Genomic DNA, 18,894 nt, shown 5'->3' with positions numbered 1-18,894 from the left:
AATCGGAGCGCGTCATCGTTGACGACTTTCGCGAGCAAGCTCGCTCCTACCGCCGGGTCTTTCCTTCGGTGCTTCGTGCTGGCCGGACAACGCGCGCAGCACTTCCTGGCTCGGTCCGAACGCTTGCAACTGGCCTTCGCTGAGCACCAGCAACTTGTCGGCCTGGGCCAAGGCGGAGGAACGGTGAGTCACCAGCACCACGCTGCTGCCCTGGGCCTTCATCTGCACGATGGCGCTGGCCAGTGCCGCTTCGCCGACGGTGTCGAGGTTGGAGTTGGGCTCATCCAGCACGATCAGCCGCGGCCCGCCGTACAAGGCGCGAGCCAGGGCGACGCGTTGCTTCTGCCCGCCGGACAGGCCGCCGCCGTTGTCGCCCAGTACGGTGTCGTAGCCTTGGGGCAGGCGCAGGATCAATTCATGCACCCCGGCTTGTTGCGCCGCCTTGACCACCCGTTCCGGGTCGGCTTCGCGAAAACGCGCGATGTTGTCGGCGATGCTGCCGCTGAACAGTTCGATGTCCTGTGGCAGGTAGCCAATATGCGGGCCGAGGTCGTCGCGGTCCCAGCGGTGAATATCCGCGCCGTCCAGGCGCACCGTGCCGGCCAGGGTCGGCCATACGCCCACCAACACGCGGGCCAGGGTGGATTTGCCCGAGCCGGAGGCGCCGAGTACGCCCAGCACTTCGCCGGCCGCCAGGGTGAAGCTGACGTGGTGCAGGGTCGCCAGGCGTCGACCGGGCGGGCCGGCGCTGACCTGCTCGAAACTGACCTGGCCCTTGGGCGCCGGCAAGGCCATCTGCTCGCCTTGCGGGGGAAACTCGCGCAGCAGTTCATCGAGGCGCTGGTAGGCCAGCTTGGCCGAACTCCATTGTTTCCATACGGCGATCAACTGGTCGATGGGGCTCAGTACCCGGCCCATCAAAATGGAGCCGGCGATCATCATCCCGGCGGTCATATCGCCCTTGATCACTAGAAACGCGCCCAAGCCCAATACCAGGGATTGCAGGCACAGCCGCAAGGATTTGCTCAGGGAAGTGATCACCGAGCCGGTGTCGCTGGCCTTGTTCTGCAAGCCGAGGAACTGCGAATGCACCGCAAACCAACGCTGGCGCAGCGCACCGAGCATGCCCATGGCCTGGATGGTTTCGGCATTGTGCAAATGGCTGGTGGCCAACTGCGTCGACTGTTGGGAAAAACCGGCGGCGTCGCCCAGCGGCTTTTTGGTCAGGTACTCGTTCAGCCAGGCCAGGCCGATCAGCAGCACCGCTCCCGCCGTGGCGAGCACGCCAAGCCAGACGTTGAACAGGAAAATCACGAACAGGTAGATGGGAAACCATGGCGCATCGAAAAACGCGAACAGCGCCGGCCCCGTAATGAACTGGCGAATGTGGGTCAGGTCGCCCAGGGATTGCCCCGCATGCCGCTGCCCGCGTTGCAGGTTGCGTTCGAACGCGGCTTTGTAGACGCGCAAGTTGAAACGTCGCTCCAACTGGCTGCCGATGCGGATTACCACAAAACTGCGGATAACTTCGAGCAGGCCTATAAAGACAAAGAACCCCACGACCATCAGCGTCAACATCACCAGCGTAGTTTCATTCTGGGAGGACAGCACGCGGTCGTACACTTGCAGCATGTAGATCGATGGCACCAGCATCAACAGGTTAATCAAGGCGGTAAAACAGCCAATGCTGATCAAGATGCTCTTGTACTCACCCAGCGCCTTGAACAAAGGCGCAACGGCATGGGGCTTGGCCATATCTTTTACTCTTCCCTGAACCCAGATGACGCGCAATAGTTGCCCAACCCCCGAACACGGCGCGGTCAACTAACAAATGAAGTTATAAGCTTATAACTGGAAACTAAGGTGTGCGTCGCAACGCAACTACACCACCGGATTTAGTACGCCCCTCATATTCGCCTTCCTTCTGGCGATTCAAGTGCGTGATCCCGCTGCCTTCGGCATTCATCAGCCAGATACCGTCCGGAGTGGGCGACCAGGTCAGGGGCTTTTCACCCAGCCATTGCGCCACACACGCCACGTCGCCCCCCAGGCGATTGGCCTGCTCTTGCAGGTCCAGCGCACAGACCTGGTCGCCCTGGTGCAACTGCCAATGCCCTGCCAACTGCGCGGTACTGGGTAAAACAAGACTGCTCGCCATTGCATGGGCTCCTGCCGACACGATCAAAAGGGTCAACCACTTGGAAAAACGCTGCATCGTTTGGCTCCATCCTGGAACGCGGCGCCGGAGCGCCGCGCTTTACATCACGCCACGATGTCGCTGGCAGCCGCCTGGCCAACGGTGGTGACGAGGAAATCCGCCACACCGTGCCCGGAGAAGTCCACGGCCAACGTGCCCAGGTTGGTACCTGAGGCGTAGGACAGAACCGCATCGCCGGCATGCCCGGTGAAGGCATTGACGAAGGTCACGCCCGCACCCTTGGTGATACCGGACAGGTCGATCTTGTCCGAACCCGAGGTGAAGTCAAAGATCTTGTCCGCAGCCCCTGGCTTGGAGTCGGAACTGGCACCGTACACGAATGTATCGCTGCCGGCGCCGCCCCACAGTTGGTCTGCACCGCCACCGCCGTAGATGAGGTCGTTGCCGGCCCCGCCCTTGATCAGGTTGGCGGCCTGGTTACCAATGATCAGGTCGTTGCCCGCGCCGCCGAACGCGTTCTCGACGGTGACACCTTTGGCGATGGACACGTTGCCCACCAGCCCGCCAACGTCGGAGAACGAGGTCGCATTGAGGTTGATCTTCTGGTTCTGGGTAAACCCGGAGAAGTCCAGGGTGTCGTTGCCGCCACCGTCCCATACCGAGAACACCAGCTTGTCGGCATTGGATGTGGCGCTGAGGAAATCACGCCCGCTGTTGGAGTTGAAACCGTAGGTGGTGTCACCGGCGCGGGTGTTGAGGTTGGCACCGTAGAGCTTCTGGATCGCGGCGATGTCGTCGATCAGCGGACCGGAAGCGTACGCCTCGACCCCGCCTTTGCTGAAGTTCTGGTTGGTGTTGCTCTCGCTCCAGTAACTCATGAGGCTATAGCCACGCGTGTCCTGTCCATAGGTCGCGTCGTTATAGGTCGGGTTGCCATTCCCGGCGTTGTAGTCGCCAGGGTGAGCCAGGCCCAGGGTGTGACCGATTTCGTGGGTCAGGGTCTGCCGGCCATAGTTGTTCAGGTCCGGGGTCTTGTTCGGCGTGTAGCTGTTGTTGGTCAGGTACCACGAGGTGCCGTCGTAGCCTGCGCCGGTGCCGGGCAGGTAAGCGAACGCCGCCGCGCCGTCCTGGCCACCGCTGTAGTTGCCGAAGGTCATGTGCCCGTCGCCGCCGGAAGCCTTTTCGGTAAAGGTCACGTTGGCCACATCCGACCAGGATTGCATGGCCAGTGCGGCCTGTGCTTTCTGCTGGGCGTTGAATTGGCTGAAACCTGAGATGCCATGTTTGTTCATGGTGCTCTGGGTAGCCGAGGTGAGGAAGGTGTAGGTCAGATCGATCTTGCCGTTGCCATCAAAGTCCCGGTACGCGGCGCCATCGCGCAGCAGTTGGGTGGCTGCCTGGTCCACGCTGTAGGACGGTTTGCCATTGACGGTGAGGTTGCCGCCACGGTCATACAAATGGCTGAAGCTATCGATTTGCGAGTAAGCAGTGCTGGCTTGCGCGGCAGATACAATAGCCTTGTCTTTTACTTTTGACATAAACGTACTTCCTTGTTTGCAAGTGCATCAGTCTTTGTTCGATAGGAACCTCGCGGGCGAGGATAGTCCTATCACTCACCTCTTTTGAAGGCGTAAGAAAACTGACACAACTTGAAATCTTTCGTCTACAACTATTTCACTGATGAAAATGTGATGCAGGTTCAACATCAGGAAGTCGCGCGCAGCATTTATTGGGCGTGATTGCTCATTGCGCGCCCAATCTAAGTCCAGTGTTATTTAAATATTAAATAGCGCTAAAGCGCTTTAATTGAGCGTCGTACTTGAATAATGGATCCAATATATTGACACCGTGGCATAAGCAATATTAATGGGCCACTACCTGCATATAAAAGTCCGTCTGGTCTGCCCCCTGATGCCGGGACACGCACCGATTTGACGGGCATTGAAGATAATCAATGTGTCAGGTATACCTCGTATATGAGCGAACTCATTATCAACGTCGTCTCACCCCACTCGGACGATGCAGCGCTGTCACTGTCGCAAAGCCTGTCGACTTTAATTGACCAGGGCGCATCGGTCCGCGTCATAAGCTGCTTCACCACGTCGACATGGGCGCCTCGACTTGAGGCGTCAGCCTCCATCGACGTCGTCACTTCAGTGCGCTATCAAGAAGACCTGGCATTTGTCCAGCGACTGGGGCCTCAAGCCACGTTGCACCACTTGGGCATGGTCGATGAGCCGCTGCGCCCTCCCTGCGCGCCGCTGTCTCACTCGGCCCATGGCCCGGACAGCCCCGTGGTCCAAGCGCTCGTCGAGGCGTTGAGGCAGGCGCAAATCCCACGGGGTATCTGGATGGTGCCCATGGCGGTCAGGCACCCCGACCACCTCATCGCACTCTGGGCGGGCCTTGCCGCAGCCGCTGGTGAGCCAGTGGTGATCTACGAGGATATGCCTTACGCACTGGCATTCACGCCCGATGAAATCGCGCGGCAGACCCAGCATTTCAGTCAGCTTGTACGCCAGCCTCTGCAGCCGGCGACCCTGGGGCAATTCAAGGCACGGCACTGGTGTGATCTGGTCGGTTGCTATGCCTCGCAGTTTTCTGCGCCGCAGGTCGCACAATGGGCTGCTCAAATCGAGTCCAGGGGCGGCGAGCGACTGTGGCTGAGCGCCCGGGCGGCCGAGCGTCTTGCGCCTCAGCTGAAATCCTTGGCGTAAATGACAAACTCGCCACAGACAAACCCATCGAAGTATCTGCGGTAAAAGGTCGGCGAGCGTGGATCGGACCATTGCATGCGTGCAAAGGTGTGACCGCGCTGCTGCAGGTCAGTCATGCAGGACTCGAGCAAACAACGGAATGCGTTCGTGCGTCTGTGCTCAGGGTGAATGCCGGCAGGGCCGATGACGCCCAGGGGCGCGTTATTTGCGCCCGCCACACAGAAGCCAATCACCTGATCGCAAAGAACAACGACATAAGCGATGGGCTTGATGCGCCCCAATGCCATGCGCACTTCGGCCTCAAATGCCGGAAACTGCTCAGCGCAGAATGCCAGCAGTTGCGCCGCTTGAGCCGGTGTCGCGACCGCCCGTATTTCTCCCTCGGAACACGCCGTATTGAACGACTGATGTTGAAGATCCACTCCCATGTCGTAGGTGTTGACGACCGCAGCATAGCCCAATGCCTGAGCAAACCCAGCGATAGCCGAGTCATTCAGAGGCGCGCCGGGGTACAGGTAGTTGGGCAGTGAGCAGTACAGCCATACCCGTGATGCCTCATGGCTGACCGCCTGTGATTCGGCTGCGCGTATCAGCCGTGAGGCGACACCGCGTTTGCGAAAGGCAGGATCGACCAACAAAGTTCTGACACCGGCAACCCGACGCCCCGCAGGGCCATGTATCGCCATCGAAATCGCGCCCACCAGTTCGTCTGACACATGACAGAGAATGAGGCACTCCACCGCTCCTTCAGCCTGCGGATAGAGCTTTTCTTCAATGAGCGCCTGATGCTGGCGCAATTCCGGCATGCACCGGCGCGCAAGGCGCTCAATTGATGGAGCCTGAGCCACGCGTTCGTGGTAGGCGAGCAACATGTTTACAGAAAATACGTTGTCCATGAATGCGGTGTCCTCGTCCTCTCAGGTGAAGGTGTTCTCACTCAGAGAGCGTTTGATAGTGGCGTGAAAGGATTGCAATGCCTCTTCGTTACGGCCGAATACAAACTGCTCGATCGCACCCGACTCAATGGAATGTTGCACCCGCGCTGCCGTGGAAAAATCCTCGTCATACACCGACTCACATAAAAACGCCCAGTTCTTATCCCACAGGCTGCGTGCCCGGTCCGCCAGCTTCCCGTCCGGCCTTAACAGCGCCGTGCGCACCAGACAGTCACTGGGGCTGTTACCGGGATAAAAGCTGTAGACCTCCACGTGATGGCGTTGGAGCAAATAGACGGTGTTGGGATACAGCAGGTAAATCAGCAGGACATGTTCGTCGACATCGTCAGCCCCGACATCTGTTTCCGTTCGGGCCAGCGAGGGACGAGCGGCAGCGATACGAGAGTGTCGTCCAAGGCGATCGTGCACCATGACCCCTCGGTAAAAATGCGGGGCGATCGTCTCCTTATGCAGAGTGGCGACATGGAATATTTCTAGAAAAGTCTCCACGCCCAACTTCCAGTTGAACGCCATACGGTCTTCACGCTGGTGCGCAATCGTTCGCAGGCGAGGCAAATAGTCGGCCAGGTCCTGATCAAGCTCGCCGCCCAGGAAACCGGCCACATCACATGCAGCAGCGCCAGGCAACTGAATCCACACAAGACCATGCCTTACTTGGACGCAAAGCGCCTGCAGCCCGACGCTTTGACGATCAAGGCCCTGGAAGGCGGCGGCATTGGCCACAGACAGGCACGTCCCGGTAGTGTCATAAGCCCAGCCATGGTATTGACAGACGAACGTCCGCTGCTGGCCATGTGCTTGCCGACACAACCTATTGCCCCGATGCCGGCATATGTTGACGAACGCTCGAATCTCCCCACTTTCATCCTTGGTCAGCAAAATCGGCACACCCACCAATTCCCGCGTTACGAAGGAGCCGACGTCGGGCAGCTCTGCTTCATAACCTGCAATAAACGGATACTGGGTAAACAGCACCGACCGTTCAGCCTGAAAGACAGACGGGCTTTTATAAACGTCCACCGGATGAAATTGGAAGGTCTCAGCGAGCGATGAGGTACCGCTGCGCAGCAATGTCTTGAGTTGTTCCGCAATCTCTCTTTTCCTTTGAGCGCGCATGGCGTAACTCCTGTTATCGGGAAGGCGTGCTCCCCTGCCGTCAAAAGATCAGCCCTGCCGCGGGTAGAGCGACGCATCGGGCTTCCAGATAATCGAGGTCTTCTTGCCATCCTCCAGGGACCAGGGGCGTTGACGGTCCCACTCGATCTGCACCACTTCACAGTTCTCCAACTCGACACCCAACATGGCTTTGAAATAGCCACGGTGCCCGATGATTGCGACCGTTTCCCAAGGCGTTGCTTGCAGCATTTTCCAGGCACGGCCAACCCGCTCTGCGAGCGCTTCCTCGCCGCTCCACCATGCCTGCGCTACGCCGGACAGGTCGAATTCCGGAAATGCTGTGGCAAGGTGGTCCGGGGCAGAGCCGACATCGCACTCATGCACAAAGTCCTCACGCAAATGGGGCGATACCTGAATGATCGAACTCAAACCGCATAAGCGCGCGGTCTGGAGCGCCCGTGAATAAGGGGAGGTGAAGGCCGCTTCAAACGCCCGTCCTTCGAGCCACTGCTTGAGTTGCATGGCCTGGTTCTCACCGACCGGTGTCAGTGGCGGGTCCGGCATCGTGGGACGCGGAGCGCCGGCCAGCCAGGCTGCATTGAATGGGGTCTGACCATGACGGATAAAGGTGATGTGCATCGGTGCCTCCTCAATATTGGATGCGTTTGGAAGCCATGCCGGTTTTGAAATAAATCAGCGCCACCAGCAACGGCAGCACGTAACTGATCGGAATGCTGATCCAGACCGCATCCACTCCCAAGGCAGGACGAAATAGATAAATGAACGGCAGGCAAATCACGAATTGGGTGATCGAAAATGTCAGCAGTGGCACAAAGTAGACTTTATTGGCGCGCAACACCCCGAATAGCACCACCGACGAACTGAACAGCACAATAAAACCGGCGGCGACAGCGTTGAGATGCACGCCGATCCTTTGTGCCTCAGGATCGTGTGGCAGCAGCCAGGCAAATATCGGCTCGATGGATAAAACGCTGATGATCACCAGGCTCGACGTGATCAAGACATTACACAAGACCGCCGCCCTGGTGATTTTCCATACTTCTTCACGGTCACCTCGCCCCAATTGTTGCGCAACCAGCACCGAGGTCCCCGAGGCCAACGCCAGGGCGGGCATTTGAATGTAGTTCCAAACCTGCGTGACGACGACATACGCGGCAGTGCTGGTCGATCCGAAACCATTGACCAGCGCGAATAGAATTAATGAATACACCGAGCCAAGAAAAATCTGCAGGCACAATGGCGCGCCCTCTTTGACCATCTCGACAGTCGCGTTGAAGGAATAACCCTTGATAAGAAGAGAGTCGGCTGCGCCTTTGAGGAGCGGGTGGCGACGATGCATTTGCAGCAGCATCCCCAGGAGTGCCACGGTCTGGGAAAGGAACGCAGACCAGCCAGCGCCCTCGATTCCCAAGGCCGGAAACCCTCCAAAACCCAGGATCAATAACGGTGTGAACGCCGCATCCAATAGCACGGCCACCGCGATCCAGATGAATGGGCCCTTGGTTTCTCCCAGCCCTCTGAGTGCCATCATCACAAACAAGAACACGAGCATGGAAAACAGAGACAGGCACATGACACGCAAATAACTGACCGCCATTGCGCGAGAGTCTGTCGGTACACTCAGCATCGTTATGATCTGCGGCGTCAGGATCCAGATCACCACACTCAGCGCCACCGCCAGAATGATGAACCCGAGCAGGGTCTCGTAGAACGTTTTTCGGACTGCCTCGACATGGGCCGCGCCGGTAGCGCGTCCTACTTGCAGCATTACCGCATTCGGTAATCCCGATAGCACGCCGATGATCAGGAAAACTACCATGTTGGCATTCGACGAGGCCGCCAGCGCGGAAGGGCCCAACAGTCGGCTGATATAGGCGACATTGATAGACCCGGTGAGCGACTGCAGAAAGCTGATGGCCAACACAGGCAAGCTGAAGACCAGGAGCGCACCCACGCGGTGGGTGAAGTGTTGTGCACTCACGGTCGATCCCGTGTTGGCGCGTCATTGCTGTCATCTGTCTGGAATAATTGCTTCTGCAAGTTGGAAATCTGCCAATGCAGTTGACTTCTCAGTACCGGATTTTTGGCAAGGAACGATTCATAGCGTTCAAGCAACCATCGACATTCATCAATACGCCGTTCGTGATTGGCCACGCCCGTCAGTCTGGACTGATGATGATTGTGCAAGCGCAAGTGCGTACCGGGCACGACCCCGGCCTGGTAGTCAGCCAGTACCAGGCGGAAGAAAAGATCCGTATCTTCGACGGTGCGCAGGCGTTCATCGAACCCGCCGACTTTCTTTAGACAATCGGACTTTACCGTGACCCCAAAGCCTATTCCGATTGAAAACAGGTCCTCAAGCGTACTGCCGTCGGCAGACGGCGATGCGCAAAACGTGCGAGTGGTGGTGGTGAACTCGCTGGTGCTGTGCGCGGAATAATTCAGGAGTTCGGCGCCACACCACGTAAAAAACACGCGGCCTTCGGCCTTCACCAGTGTCGCGTAGGTTTGCTCGAGGAATGACGCCAGGTACTCATCATCGTCGTCAAGAAAAGTAATGTATCGCCCTCGACTTGCATCGATACCGGTGTTGCGCGCACATGCGGCGCCTTGATTGCCCTTCTGGTAAATGAAGCGCAGCGGTAGGTCGGCAAACTCTTCGACAGCCGGAGCACATGACGGGGTTGATCCATCATCGACAATGACGACTTCAAAGTCTCTGAACCGCTGCGCACGCACGCTAAGCAAGGCCCGCCGCAGGAGCATGGGACGGTTATAGGTCGGAATGACGATTGAAAAATACGGCACAGATCCATTTTGCAAAGCATGCATGTGACACTCCATTTATCAGGTGGCCGTTCGCGGCTTCATGGGGTTTGCTTGAGCCACAATGGGTTCAAGGCAGCGCGATTGACTTTCCCATTGGCGGTAAGCGGAAATGATTCAAGTAACAGGTAGTGATCCGGCAACTTATAGGGCTCAAGCACGTCCGCTAAATAGTCATGGATATGCTCGGCGTGCTTATTGGTCGACGGGGACACCACTACGAACGCCGTCAACCGGTCGCTGTCGGCGTCCCACGTGACGGCTGCGGCTGTGATAAAAGGACAGTCATACAAACAGCTTTCAATTTCGCTCAGTGAAATTCTATGAGCGCGGCGCTTGATCAACATATCTCGTCGACCGACCAGAAAAATGAAGCCATCCGTATCCATGTAGCCGTAGTCGCCCGTATGCAGGCGCCGTTGCCCGTCCACGCTACGAAACACCTCGTCGTTGATGACCTCAGCACCTGCCCAGTAGTCGGCGACATGATCGCCGGTAACTACCAACTCACCGATTTCCCCAGGCATCAGCGTTACGCCCTGCTCATCACAGACCCTCACGCACGTCCCCGCCAAAGGGCGACCCACCGAGCCCTTTTTCGACGGGTACTCTTCGGGAAGCAAGATAGACACGCGTTTGCACTCCGTCAGCCCATACATAGGGAATAGTTCAACGTGGGGAAGGAGCGTTCTCATGCCATCAATCAGCTGCGTATGCAGGGCCTGACCGGTACTCGTGATGATCCTCAGGGCCAGGCCATCACACGCGTGCGCACGCCTCTTCAATTGATAGACCATCGCCTCCCACAGACTGGGCACCAGTGGCAAAACGGTGATCCGATCCTGCTTGATTGCGCTGACCAGCAGCGCCGACGTAGGCGCAGGGGAGCGCAAGACGACGCTTGCGCGCACCTGGCATGCGAGAAATAGCTGATACAGACCATAGTCAAACGACAGCGGCAGGTAGCAGGCGACCACATCGTGCTCGCGATAACCCAGCCTGTGCTGAATGGCCGCAAGGACGAACTGAAGGCCGCCATTGTTTATGACGACACCCTTTGGACGTCCGGTGGAGCCCGAGGTGTAAAGGATGCAGACCGCATCGTCTTGGGCGCAGGATGAAGTGCAGCGCGTATCCCTCCAGGCTTTTTCGCCCCAGGGTTGAACGTTGACCTCGCGATAGTGCGGGTCAGCCACCGCGCTACCAATGACCAGCGCCGGCGAACAGTCTTCCACGATGTAGTTCATGGTCGCTGAACGTGCACCGGGATCGACGATCACAAAGACACACTGTAATCGCGCACAGGCAAAGGCAAGAATGGCCGTTTGCATAACGGCGCTGTTCACTATCAGAACGCGTTCGCCCCTGCGAACGCCCAAAGCGCTCAGTCGATGGGTACAGGCCAGTACCGCTGAATTGAACTCGCGATAGGTCAGCGTGGCAGAGCCCGAGGCGATAAAAGGTTGGTCGCCTGCCAGCGCTACCGCCGTGTCCAGCAATGCGGACAAGCAGAAGCGATCAGTTTCGATAGTCATACACGCATTTCCTGCAGGCACGCTGACGAAGGCTTCGCCGCGGGGGCACTTATCCTGACCAACAAGCTCATTTGATCAGCCCCGACGGACCGGCGATCCAGGTCGCGTATTCCCGATGGGACAGCATCGCCATGCGCTCGACAAGGGATAATCCCAGGGGCACGTCTACGCCATCCCGATTCATGGAATACAACAGTTTTTCGTCAGAAAACACTCTGGGGCTGTTCAACAGGTCGACACCGAATACCACACCGACCACCTCGATGACCTGGCGCAGAACACGGCGCAGCGCTTCGTTGTGAACCGAAGACCACAGCGCCTCTGGCGCCTGCATAGCGTTGAAGTATAAAAACACGTCGACATACGAGCGCAGCGACGGCGCGCTGCGAAGTACCGTGCCGGGTAAATAGGATTCTCGATACAAGTGCAGCGCCAGATTGATGAAGCCGTCCGGCTCGTTGAGCCTGTTAAATCCGTCAGCGCGAACCGCACGGTCAAGCTCCGCTTGCGTCACACAGTCGAACGCATCCCCGTGCCATCCTGACGTAAACGCGACGTCCACCATGAACGCCTTGAGCGACGTGTGCGGTGCGAGTTTATGCAGGTGCGGCAAGTGGTCAGGGCTCAGGCGATATTGAAGTTGAGCCGCTCGACCAAGGGGTTTGACCGTTTCGGTATGCCGGCTGTACGCACCGGGAAGGTAGCCGTCTTCCGCCAGCACTGCCTGTATCGCCTTGGCGCTTTCATGGGCCACTAGCAGGTCAATGTCTTCATAGGGGCGATGAAAGGGTTTTTTGTATAAATTGGCCAGGGCCGGCCCCTTGCGTATCGCGTAAGCAATTCCCGCGCGCTCCAGCAGGTCCCCCAGGCGCTGAGCTTCATGCAAATGCTCTTGGATGCGCCGTTGTTCGTGGGCTACCAACACGTGCATGGCTTCGGCCAGGCGTGCAGGAAACTCAAGGGCGCTGTCGGTCAGCACGCTATCAACCACAGGAAGCAGCTTATTGCGAATGCTGTGTTCAAAAATCGTAGGAAGCAGCCCGTCGATATCGATGCGCGCCGGGCTGCTTACACCCATGTAACACTTCACCACTTCAATTAAATGCTCCATGTCTCGCTCTCCCTTCCCTCGTTGAAGTGGGCTAACTGCAACCCAGACGCTCACCGTCGCGCAGCAGCTGCCCGGAGTAACCGTCATCGGGTAACGACGCGGCAATCAGAACGCCCAACGCACCGGCCGCCGCGGAGCGTGGGGCGCAATCCCCGCCCATATCAGTGCGTATCCATCCCGGACATACCGAATTGATCTTGATGTTGTAGGGGCGTTCTCTGTCGGCGAGAATCTTGGTCAGCGTATTAACCGCGGCCTTGGACGTGCGATACGCGACCGCAGTACCGTCAAGTTCAACACAGCGCCCCATACCACTTGAGACGTTTACGATTCGCCCGTAGTTGTGGCGCCGCATATCGCTGATAAAAGCATCGGTCACCGCATAAGTCCCCACCAGATTGACCGTCAAGGTGTCCGCAAACTGGGACGCGTGGCACACATGCACATCCTTTCTTGGGTCGTCCAGGAACACGCCTGCATTGTTGACAAGAATATCCAGCCGGCCATATTTCCCGATGACAAACGCCCTGCAATGCTCGATGGACAAGGCATCGCTGACATCCAGTGGAAAAACATCAACGCCCGCAATATCCGCAGCCACCCGATAGTCGCCATGCTCGATGTCGCCGGCCTTGCGCGCGCAGAGTACGACCAGGGCGCCATGCGCCACCAACTGACGGCAGATCTCAAGTCCCAGTCCGCGCGCACCTCCCGTCACCAGGGCGACTTTGCCGCGTAGCGCTTCGGGTGTCGCGCGGGTGTAAATCCGATCAGCTCTTTGCATAAGTCACACTGCGGTATATCCGCCATCGATCATCAAGTTCGTGCCGGTAATAAAACCTGCCAGCGGCGATAACAGAAAGGCGATAGCGTTGGCCACCTCCATCGGCTCTCCCATCCTCTTCAAGAGATGCAACCCGCCCAGATCCGACGCACTGTCGGCCCCTGCACGATCGAGCCCGCGGTGTTGCTTGATATAACGCTCATTGGACTCGGTCCAGATCGAACCCGGACTGACAGCGTTAGCGCGTATGCCCTGTGCAGCAAGGTCCAGCGCCATGCATTTGGTCATCGTCAGCAATGCGCCTTTGGAGGCGTTGTAAGTAGCGAACCCCGGCTGGGCAACCAATGCAGAAATAGAGCACACATTCACAATCGCCCCTCCTCCACTCATCCGCTCGACCGCGAGGCGGCTGCACAGTGCCGGGGACACAACGTTGGTGTGCAAGACGGCATGCCACTCCTCAGGCTCTGCCTCCAAGCCTTTCATCAAAAACCGCGCCGCGTTGTTCACCAGTCCCCAAAGGGGTTTGTCGACGGTGCGTGAAATAGTCGCGAACAGTTCATGGACTTGTTCCACCTCGTCCAGGTCAGCCACAAGCGCAATCACGCCCGCCAACCCCTCGGTGGTTTCACGCAGCAGGGTTTCATCCCGGTCCACCGCAATAACACAGGCGCCGCAGCGTGAAAGCAGCGACACAACGGCGCGGCCGATGCCCGATGCGCCCCCGGTGACGACTATTGCTTGCCCCCTCAGCGCAAAATCGACAGGGGTTTGACCACGTGTGTACGCGGCGTGGTTATAAACCTGATCCATTTTCTGCTCCTAACACACGCGGATGACGTCGCCGCGGATGAAATCCGTCGAGATTTCATGGACGCGCGACAGGTGTGCGTCGATGATCGTCTTCACTTGAGGCTCCAGCGCGTTCAGCGCATGGGTGGGAGCACTGATGACCACGTTCACATCAACAGGCGACTTCAAAGGAGCGCCCTTGACCGTGGAAATACCCACCCGACAGGGATAACCGCCAGCCTCGTACACGCTCCTGGCAATATTGCCAGCCAACGCGTTGTAGAGCTTTCCGGTATGGTCCAGCGGGTTCTTGCCGGCCACCGCTTCAATGCTCATCTCGCGGCCCGGCGTGATGAGCCCGTTCATTCGGTTGCCCCGCCCGGTAACGCCCACGTCACCGGTGTCGGCCACTGTTCCGGTGACGGTGAGGTATGCCCGCTTCCAGCGCCGCTCAGGGTTGATCACAAGCTCTGTGCGCTGGGCCCAGCGGCTCAATAGCCAAGCGCTCAAATGTTCCTCGAGCGCCTCGCATTTCTCCATGTAGTCCGCGTAGGACGCCACGCAATCAGCAATGAATGGCACGTTGACCACCAATGAAAAAAGCGTGCCCTTTCTCCAGCCTACGGTTTTGATGTCCGAGCCCAGATAATCAAAATGTTGAGCGCCCTCTCCATGCAGAAGGTATTCATCGACGTTGAGGACCATCTCTTCAAGTGTCGAAAGCGGAAAATAGGCCGAGCACACGTTACAGTCATTGGAGACCAGCTCGGCGTCACTGACCCCGTTCAAATCGTTCGCATCAGCAGGTCGATAACGCGATGGCGCCTGTCCAGGGCCTCGGCCTGAACGAACCCTGTTGGTGACGACCAGATCCTTGTCCGGTGAGAAATTGCGCAAGGTCGTGGTGAGCACACTGATCGCGGCCTGCTTGAACAGGGCGGTGACAGGAATCTCGACCTCCCCCACCCACGTCGCCGCTTTACCGGCCAGGATCACCTCGTACGGGGTCAGCAGGCGACCCTCGTTGAAACCTATCTCTGCTTCTCCGCCAATCAACATCACTTTATCGAACCAGTGATGGGCTACTCGGCCGAAGTGTTTCATACAGAACTGTGAATACAGAACCGACGTCAATTCCGATATTTGATCGCACAACGTGTCCGGGTGACCGTAACCTTTGCGTTCGACGGTTTCCGTTGCAGGCCCGTCCACTTGACTGTGTGAATCCGTGACAATCGATACGTTACTCATCGCGGCATCCTCTGCTTAATAAACCAACTTCTGTGGGTCTTTGAATAGCCGTTGGCAGACATAGGTAAGGTCAATTTTTTCAGCACCGGCACTGCGTGCCTTAACGCTCAGTAGTGCATCGAGTCCAATCGGCGCCGCATTCGGACTGTCTTCTACTTCAAGTTTTACTTCCACCCGGATCTCCATCCCGAGAAAACCTTCCGTGACGATATTGATATAGCCGACCTTTCTATCCTTGAGCGACGGCACATAGTCACTGGGGCCAATACCCAGGATCGACTTATCGATATCCAGCAAGTCCGAGAGTGCCGCTGCTTTGGTATGTCGTTTTGCCGCGCTTCTGTCGCCGTCACGCATATTAAGAAAATCGCAGTTGCCACCGATGTTCAGCTGATAGGTGCTCTTTACTTTCAGCCCCCTCTCTTTGAAGAGTTCAAGCAACGCTTGATGAACGGTTGTCGAGCCGACATGGCTGCGCATGTCATCACCCAGCAATATGCGTCCTGCCTCCTTGAACGCCGACGCAAACTCAGTTGAGTTTGCCAGCACTGCCGGCGTGCAGTTGATAAGGTTGCAGCCTGCATCCAGTGCAGCTCTGGCGTAGAGCTCTGCTGCCTGTTGCGATCCTACCGGCAAATACAGAATGACCGTCTCAACCTTGTGTGCTCGCAATGCATTGGCCACTTGAGCCTGGTCGCAGGCCCGGGATTCAGGGTCGACTTCCATACAAGCCTCCAGCGCGGGGCCGAGGCCGTCCAGCACCGGGCCGGCCATGACCGGCGCGTTGAGCAGGGGCAGTTCGATATAAGACGTGGTGCAGTTAGGCGCTTGGCTGGCCGCAATGGAGATATCCTTACCGGTCTTCCCTCGGTTGACATCGAACCCCAACACAACGCGTAGCCCGGCAATATCCTCCTGCGTTCTTGGCGCTATCAACGAGGTGAAACTCAACGTCCCACGCCGTGCAACTTCAATACTTTGAAGCAAACTCCACGCGCAGTTACCCACACCAACGATTGCAATATTCATCGTTATTTCCTTTGGTTAAAAGTGCAAAGTTTATTTCACACCCTGACGTCAAGGGCGTTATGCTCAGTCACTCGCACAGCAGCAATACGCCCGTTTTATACCCGTCGATCTTTCTTAAAGACCTCGCGTATCGCTATCCACTTATTTCCATGGGTAATTCCAGGCCGGCCCATTGACTGGCCAAACGCCTGAACCATCCGGCAAATAATCCACACAGTTCATTGCCCGACGCTTGACTCACGCGTCCACGGGAATAGTCCCAGGAAAAGACAAGCCGATTGGCGTTGAAAAAAACACCGCCACTCATGGAGTAAACCCGTGTTGCCTCTTGAGTGAATCGCGCGGTGTCAAAAGTGCGTCGACTTTTTTGTACGCCGGACAGCGAGCAGCTACTGTTGGGCTGCAACTTGATATTGAGCGAGATCTCCGGCAAAGGCAGTTCACGCATTCTGTTGCGCACGGACAGGTCTGCGCCTATTTCCCTTAATATGCCGTAACTTTTGCCCGAGCGAAGCAGGTTGAATAATGTATGTCGGCCGTTAATGGCTGAATCACCTCTGGCTGAGGCCGGTAGGATCACGGGGACAACTTCACTCAACCAGCCCACTGTCCGTCGGGTATCGGCACCCGCGATACTTTCCCGACCATGGGTGACCAGCCCCAGGTTGATAAACGGTACGCCAAACCAGTCACATAGCGCATACCCTGCGGCCGCCAGCACTAATTGTGCAGGCGTCACGCCCTGTTGGGATAACGTAAAAAAGAACTGCTCCTGGTTCTCGATGAAGATACTCGAGCGGCTGGATTCGGAATAACGCTCTTGAACGTGCTGTGGATCAGCCGACGTCGACGGGAACAGCCGGGAAGTCTGCTCCCACGGCTGTCGTTGCCACCATTGCAACTGCTGTTCTGCTCGCGCGTTCCAGTAATCGATGCAGCGCGCCGAATACACTGACAACGTCATTGAAACAGGCTCCAGTACGGGGGCCTGGTGGTTCTTGTGCGCTTGGTAAAGATCGAGTAACTCGTCGTTTACCAGCCGAAACGAGATGTCATCCACGATCAAATGATGGGCAATGACACACATCACGCCCCGTTGGGGTTGCATGCCCCCCGCGAGCACCCGGACCAGAGGACCGGAGAACTGCAACGAAGCAACGACACGCTCCAGCACATCCTCTATCTGCGCATGGGCTTGCTCTTCATCGGGCAAGTCCGAGTCAAGCCAGGTAATGGGCAACTCATCCAGATCCGCCTTGATCGTTTCGCACCAACCCAGCGCCGTCATGCGCCCTTGCAGTCGCAAGCCTTCATGACGATCGAACACCGCACGCACTGCGCGCGTCATCGCCTCTCGATCAAGCGGACCATCGAGTAACCACAGCGGGCTGCAGACCGTCCATGCCTGCAACTGCCGCTCCCTTTTGAAAAAATAGGAATAGCGATTGGCGGGCGTGAACATCGCAAGCTCAGGGTGTGTGGAGACACATGGCATCCCGTCATTTTCTGCGCGCAACGCCTCCATCAAATCGCCGACAGAAGCGCAACGCTGCAGCATGGCGAAGGGGTGCGCAGTGCCGAATGTCATTGCCAGGGCGCTGGCATAACCATTTAAAGAGGCGACACCGTCCGACACGTCGGCAATTAACGTGCGAGGATCAATATCATCCCTGCCGGTCATGCACTTTAATAAATGCTTCAGCCGAGCTTCACTCTCAATGCTGTCCATAGCGTGTACCGTCCGCTGGTCGTCATTCTAAAAAGGCAGGCAATACCCGGAGAACTCAGTCAGGTACTTCTGCACAGGTGTTCCGAACTCATCGACTGTCACTCTTGCGTCTCGCAAGTGTGCCGCCACACCATAAGCCCCGGAAAGATGCGCGGCCGCCAGAACGCCTGAAAGTGTCACGTTATCGGGCAGCGGAATAGCACCGTCGAACAGGTTAATCAGAATATTAAAATTATGTTCCAACAACTCACGAATAATCAGCTCCTGTGTATCACCCCTGCACAGGTCCGCAAATTGGTTGACACCCGACTTGCCTGTAAATACACCCTGCCATTCATTAACATCCGTAGCAATCACCGCAGGCTCTTCTGCGTCAAGCAGCGTCCGTGTTTTTCCGTTCACCCATGTTTCATGGGGAACGTCACCCCGATAAATAATCTCGAGGCCTGGCGCAAATAATGCGGTGTGCATGTCACTGCGCGCCGGCTGATAATAACCAAGCGCTTGTAGCGCGGCTTCGCCAAATTGATAGCCCACGAACCCTAACGCATTGGTGGAGCTGTATTGCATGGCGCGAATGCAAGACGGGTCGGCACGGTCAAACAAATGCGCCACGCCCAACGCTTGGAAGTACTCGCTGACGGTCATCGGTACTTGCATGACCTGGCCCGTGGACGGGTCGCGCAGACAACGTCCAGGTGCAGAAACTTTCACGTAAGACATAACTGGCACATTCAGATTTTCGACATACCAATCAAACCGTGATGGCGATAATCCAGACTCCATCGCCAGCAACTTCGCAAGCAACCTGTCGAACGTTGTTGGTAACTCCACTTTGTCGCCTCCGTGTTATAAAGTCGTCACGTTCA

17 protein-coding genes are annotated in these 18,894 nt (G+C 57.3%); 1 reads left to right on the top strand and 16 read right to left on the bottom strand.

The window, feature by feature from the left end:
• Positions 1 to 12: 12 nt before the first annotated feature.
• The 3 genes from BFQ04_RS27475 to BFQ04_RS27465 form a co-directional block, all read right to left on the bottom strand.
• Complete coding sequence (locus BFQ04_RS27475; protein ID WP_065953475.1) at positions 13 to 1,755, bottom strand: type I secretion system permease/ATPase; 1,743 nt, start codon at positions 1,753 to 1,755, stop codon at positions 13 to 15.
• Between the two features lie 103 nt (positions 1,756 to 1,858).
• A complete protein-coding gene (locus BFQ04_RS27470; protein ID WP_065953474.1) occupies positions 1,859 to 2,215 on the bottom strand; it encodes a protease inhibitor Inh/omp19 family protein in 357 nt (118 codons plus the stop codon).
• A gap of 47 nt (positions 2,216 to 2,262) precedes the next feature.
• Entirely contained in the window at positions 2,263 to 3,696 is a 1,434-nt protein-coding gene (locus BFQ04_RS27465) for a serralysin family metalloprotease (RefSeq protein WP_065953473.1), read from the bottom strand.
• Between the two features lie 438 nt (positions 3,697 to 4,134).
• On the opposite strand from BFQ04_RS27465, the gene BFQ04_RS27460 reads away from it, so the two are divergent.
• Positions 4,135 to 4,875, top strand: coding sequence for a PIG-L family deacetylase (locus BFQ04_RS27460; RefSeq protein WP_065953472.1), 741 nt, complete (start codon positions 4,135 to 4,137; stop codon positions 4,873 to 4,875).
• On the opposite strand, the gene BFQ04_RS27455 is transcribed toward BFQ04_RS27460, so the two are convergent.
• The 13 genes from BFQ04_RS27455 to BFQ04_RS27395 all read right to left on the bottom strand — a co-directional run bounded on the left by BFQ04_RS27455 (position 4,854) and on the right by BFQ04_RS27395 (position 18,859).
• Positions 4,854 to 5,771: a GNAT family N-acetyltransferase gene (locus tag BFQ04_RS27455; RefSeq protein ID WP_065953471.1), complete on the bottom strand. Its 918-nt coding sequence runs from the start codon at positions 5,769 to 5,771 to the stop codon at positions 4,854 to 4,856. The genes BFQ04_RS27460 and BFQ04_RS27455 overlap by 22 nt on opposite strands.
• A gap of 21 nt (positions 5,772 to 5,792) precedes the next feature.
• Positions 5,793 to 6,947, bottom strand: a complete 1,155-nt coding sequence (locus tag BFQ04_RS27450; RefSeq protein ID WP_065953470.1) for an aromatic ring-hydroxylating oxygenase subunit alpha — start codon at positions 6,945 to 6,947, stop codon at positions 5,793 to 5,795.
• Positions 6,948 to 6,995: 48 nt separating this feature from the next.
• The gene (locus BFQ04_RS27445) at positions 6,996 to 7,586 is read right to left on the bottom strand and encodes a histidine phosphatase family protein (protein ID WP_065953469.1); all 591 of its coding nucleotides are present in this window, start codon (positions 7,584 to 7,586) and stop codon (positions 6,996 to 6,998) included.
• A gap of 10 nt (positions 7,587 to 7,596) precedes the next feature.
• Positions 7,597 to 8,949 (bottom strand): MATE family efflux transporter, encoded by a 1,353-nt coding sequence (locus BFQ04_RS27440; RefSeq protein WP_065953468.1) that lies wholly within the window; start codon positions 8,947 to 8,949, stop codon positions 7,597 to 7,599.
• On the bottom strand, positions 8,946 to 9,800 hold the full coding sequence (locus BFQ04_RS27435) for a glycosyltransferase family 2 protein (RefSeq protein WP_065953467.1): 855 nt from the start codon (positions 9,798 to 9,800) through the stop codon (positions 8,946 to 8,948). The genes BFQ04_RS27440 and BFQ04_RS27435 overlap by 4 nt, the downstream gene beginning before the upstream one ends.
• Positions 9,801 to 9,835: 35 nt before the next feature.
• A complete protein-coding gene (locus BFQ04_RS27430) occupies positions 9,836 to 11,329 on the bottom strand; it encodes a class I adenylate-forming enzyme family protein (protein WP_065953466.1) in 1,494 nt (497 codons plus the stop codon).
• A 67-nt stretch (positions 11,330 to 11,396) separates the two neighbouring features.
• Positions 11,397 to 12,440: a nucleotidyltransferase family protein gene (locus BFQ04_RS27425; RefSeq protein ID WP_065953465.1), complete on the bottom strand. Its 1,044-nt coding sequence runs from the start codon at positions 12,438 to 12,440 to the stop codon at positions 11,397 to 11,399.
• Between the two features lie 31 nt (positions 12,441 to 12,471).
• Positions 12,472 to 13,224 carry an SDR family NAD(P)-dependent oxidoreductase gene (locus BFQ04_RS27420; RefSeq protein WP_065953464.1) on the bottom strand — a complete coding sequence of 251 codons (753 nt, stop codon included), beginning with the start codon at positions 13,222 to 13,224 and terminating at the stop codon, positions 12,472 to 12,474.
• A gap of 3 nt (positions 13,225 to 13,227) precedes the next feature.
• Positions 13,228 to 14,037: an SDR family NAD(P)-dependent oxidoreductase gene (locus tag BFQ04_RS27415; protein WP_065953463.1), complete on the bottom strand. Its 810-nt coding sequence runs from the start codon at positions 14,035 to 14,037 to the stop codon at positions 13,228 to 13,230.
• Positions 14,038 to 14,046: 9 nt separating this feature from the next.
• Entirely contained in the window at positions 14,047 to 15,267 is a 1,221-nt protein-coding gene (locus BFQ04_RS27410) for a methionine adenosyltransferase (protein ID WP_065953462.1), read from the bottom strand.
• Positions 15,268 to 15,282: 15 nt separating this feature from the next.
• The gene (locus tag BFQ04_RS27405) at positions 15,283 to 16,296 is read right to left on the bottom strand and encodes an inositol-3-phosphate synthase (protein WP_065953461.1); all 1,014 of its coding nucleotides are present in this window, start codon (positions 16,294 to 16,296) and stop codon (positions 15,283 to 15,285) included.
• 133 nt (positions 16,297 to 16,429) lie between these two features.
• On the bottom strand, positions 16,430 to 18,025 hold the full coding sequence (locus tag BFQ04_RS27400; protein ID WP_065953460.1) for a condensation domain-containing protein: 1,596 nt from the start codon (positions 18,023 to 18,025) through the stop codon (positions 16,430 to 16,432).
• 27 nt (positions 18,026 to 18,052) lie between these two features.
• A complete protein-coding gene (locus BFQ04_RS27395; RefSeq protein ID WP_139111975.1) occupies positions 18,053 to 18,859 on the bottom strand; it encodes a hypothetical protein in 807 nt (268 codons plus the stop codon).
• Between the last annotated feature and the right edge of the window lie 35 nt (positions 18,860 to 18,894).

The organism is Pseudomonas sp. 37 R 15, assembly GCF_900004865.1.
Taxonomy (GTDB): Bacteria; Pseudomonadota; Gammaproteobacteria; order Pseudomonadales; family Pseudomonadaceae; genus Aquipseudomonas; species Aquipseudomonas fluorescens_AM.
This window is presented reverse-complemented; position numbering and strand designations above follow the sequence as displayed.

What these genes read in the sequence shown, in the direction of transcription:
- BFQ04_RS27475 (WP_065953475.1), bottom strand. Translation starts at nt 1,755, where the DNA reads ATGGCCAAGCCCCATGCCGTTGCGCCTTTGTTCAAGGCGCTGGGTGAG.
- BFQ04_RS27470 (WP_065953474.1), bottom strand. Translation starts at nt 2,215, where the DNA reads ATGCAGCGTTTTTCCAAGTGGTTGACCCTTTTGATCGTGTCGGCAGGA.
- BFQ04_RS27465 (WP_065953473.1), bottom strand. Translation starts at nt 3,696, where the DNA reads ATGTCAAAAGTAAAAGACAAGGCTATTGTATCTGCCGCGCAAGCCAGC.
- BFQ04_RS27460 (WP_065953472.1), top strand. Translation starts at nt 4,135, where the DNA reads ATGAGCGAACTCATTATCAACGTCGTCTCACCCCACTCGGACGATGCA.
- BFQ04_RS27455 (WP_065953471.1), bottom strand. Translation starts at nt 5,771, where the DNA reads ATGGACAACGTATTTTCTGTAAACATGTTGCTCGCCTACCACGAACGC.
- BFQ04_RS27450 (WP_065953470.1), bottom strand. Translation starts at nt 6,947, where the DNA reads ATGCGCGCTCAAAGGAAAAGAGAGATTGCGGAACAACTCAAGACATTG.
- BFQ04_RS27445 (WP_065953469.1), bottom strand. Translation starts at nt 7,586, where the DNA reads ATGCACATCACCTTTATCCGTCATGGTCAGACCCCATTCAATGCAGCC.
- BFQ04_RS27435 (WP_065953467.1), bottom strand. Translation starts at nt 9,800, where the DNA reads ATGCATGCTTTGCAAAATGGATCTGTGCCGTATTTTTCAATCGTCATT.
- BFQ04_RS27430 (WP_065953466.1), bottom strand. Translation starts at nt 11,329, where the DNA reads ATGACTATCGAAACTGATCGCTTCTGCTTGTCCGCATTGCTGGACACG.
- BFQ04_RS27425 (WP_065953465.1), bottom strand. Translation starts at nt 12,440, where the DNA reads ATGGAGCATTTAATTGAAGTGGTGAAGTGTTACATGGGTGTAAGCAGC.
- BFQ04_RS27420 (WP_065953464.1), bottom strand. Translation starts at nt 13,224, where the DNA reads ATGCAAAGAGCTGATCGGATTTACACCCGCGCGACACCCGAAGCGCTA.
- BFQ04_RS27415 (WP_065953463.1), bottom strand. Translation starts at nt 14,037, where the DNA reads ATGGATCAGGTTTATAACCACGCCGCGTACACACGTGGTCAAACCCCT.
- BFQ04_RS27410 (WP_065953462.1), bottom strand. Translation starts at nt 15,267, where the DNA reads ATGAGTAACGTATCGATTGTCACGGATTCACACAGTCAAGTGGACGGG.
- BFQ04_RS27405 (WP_065953461.1), bottom strand. Translation starts at nt 16,296, where the DNA reads ATGAATATTGCAATCGTTGGTGTGGGTAACTGCGCGTGGAGTTTGCTT.
- BFQ04_RS27400 (WP_065953460.1), bottom strand. Translation starts at nt 18,025, where the DNA reads ATGGACAGCATTGAGAGTGAAGCTCGGCTGAAGCATTTATTAAAGTGC.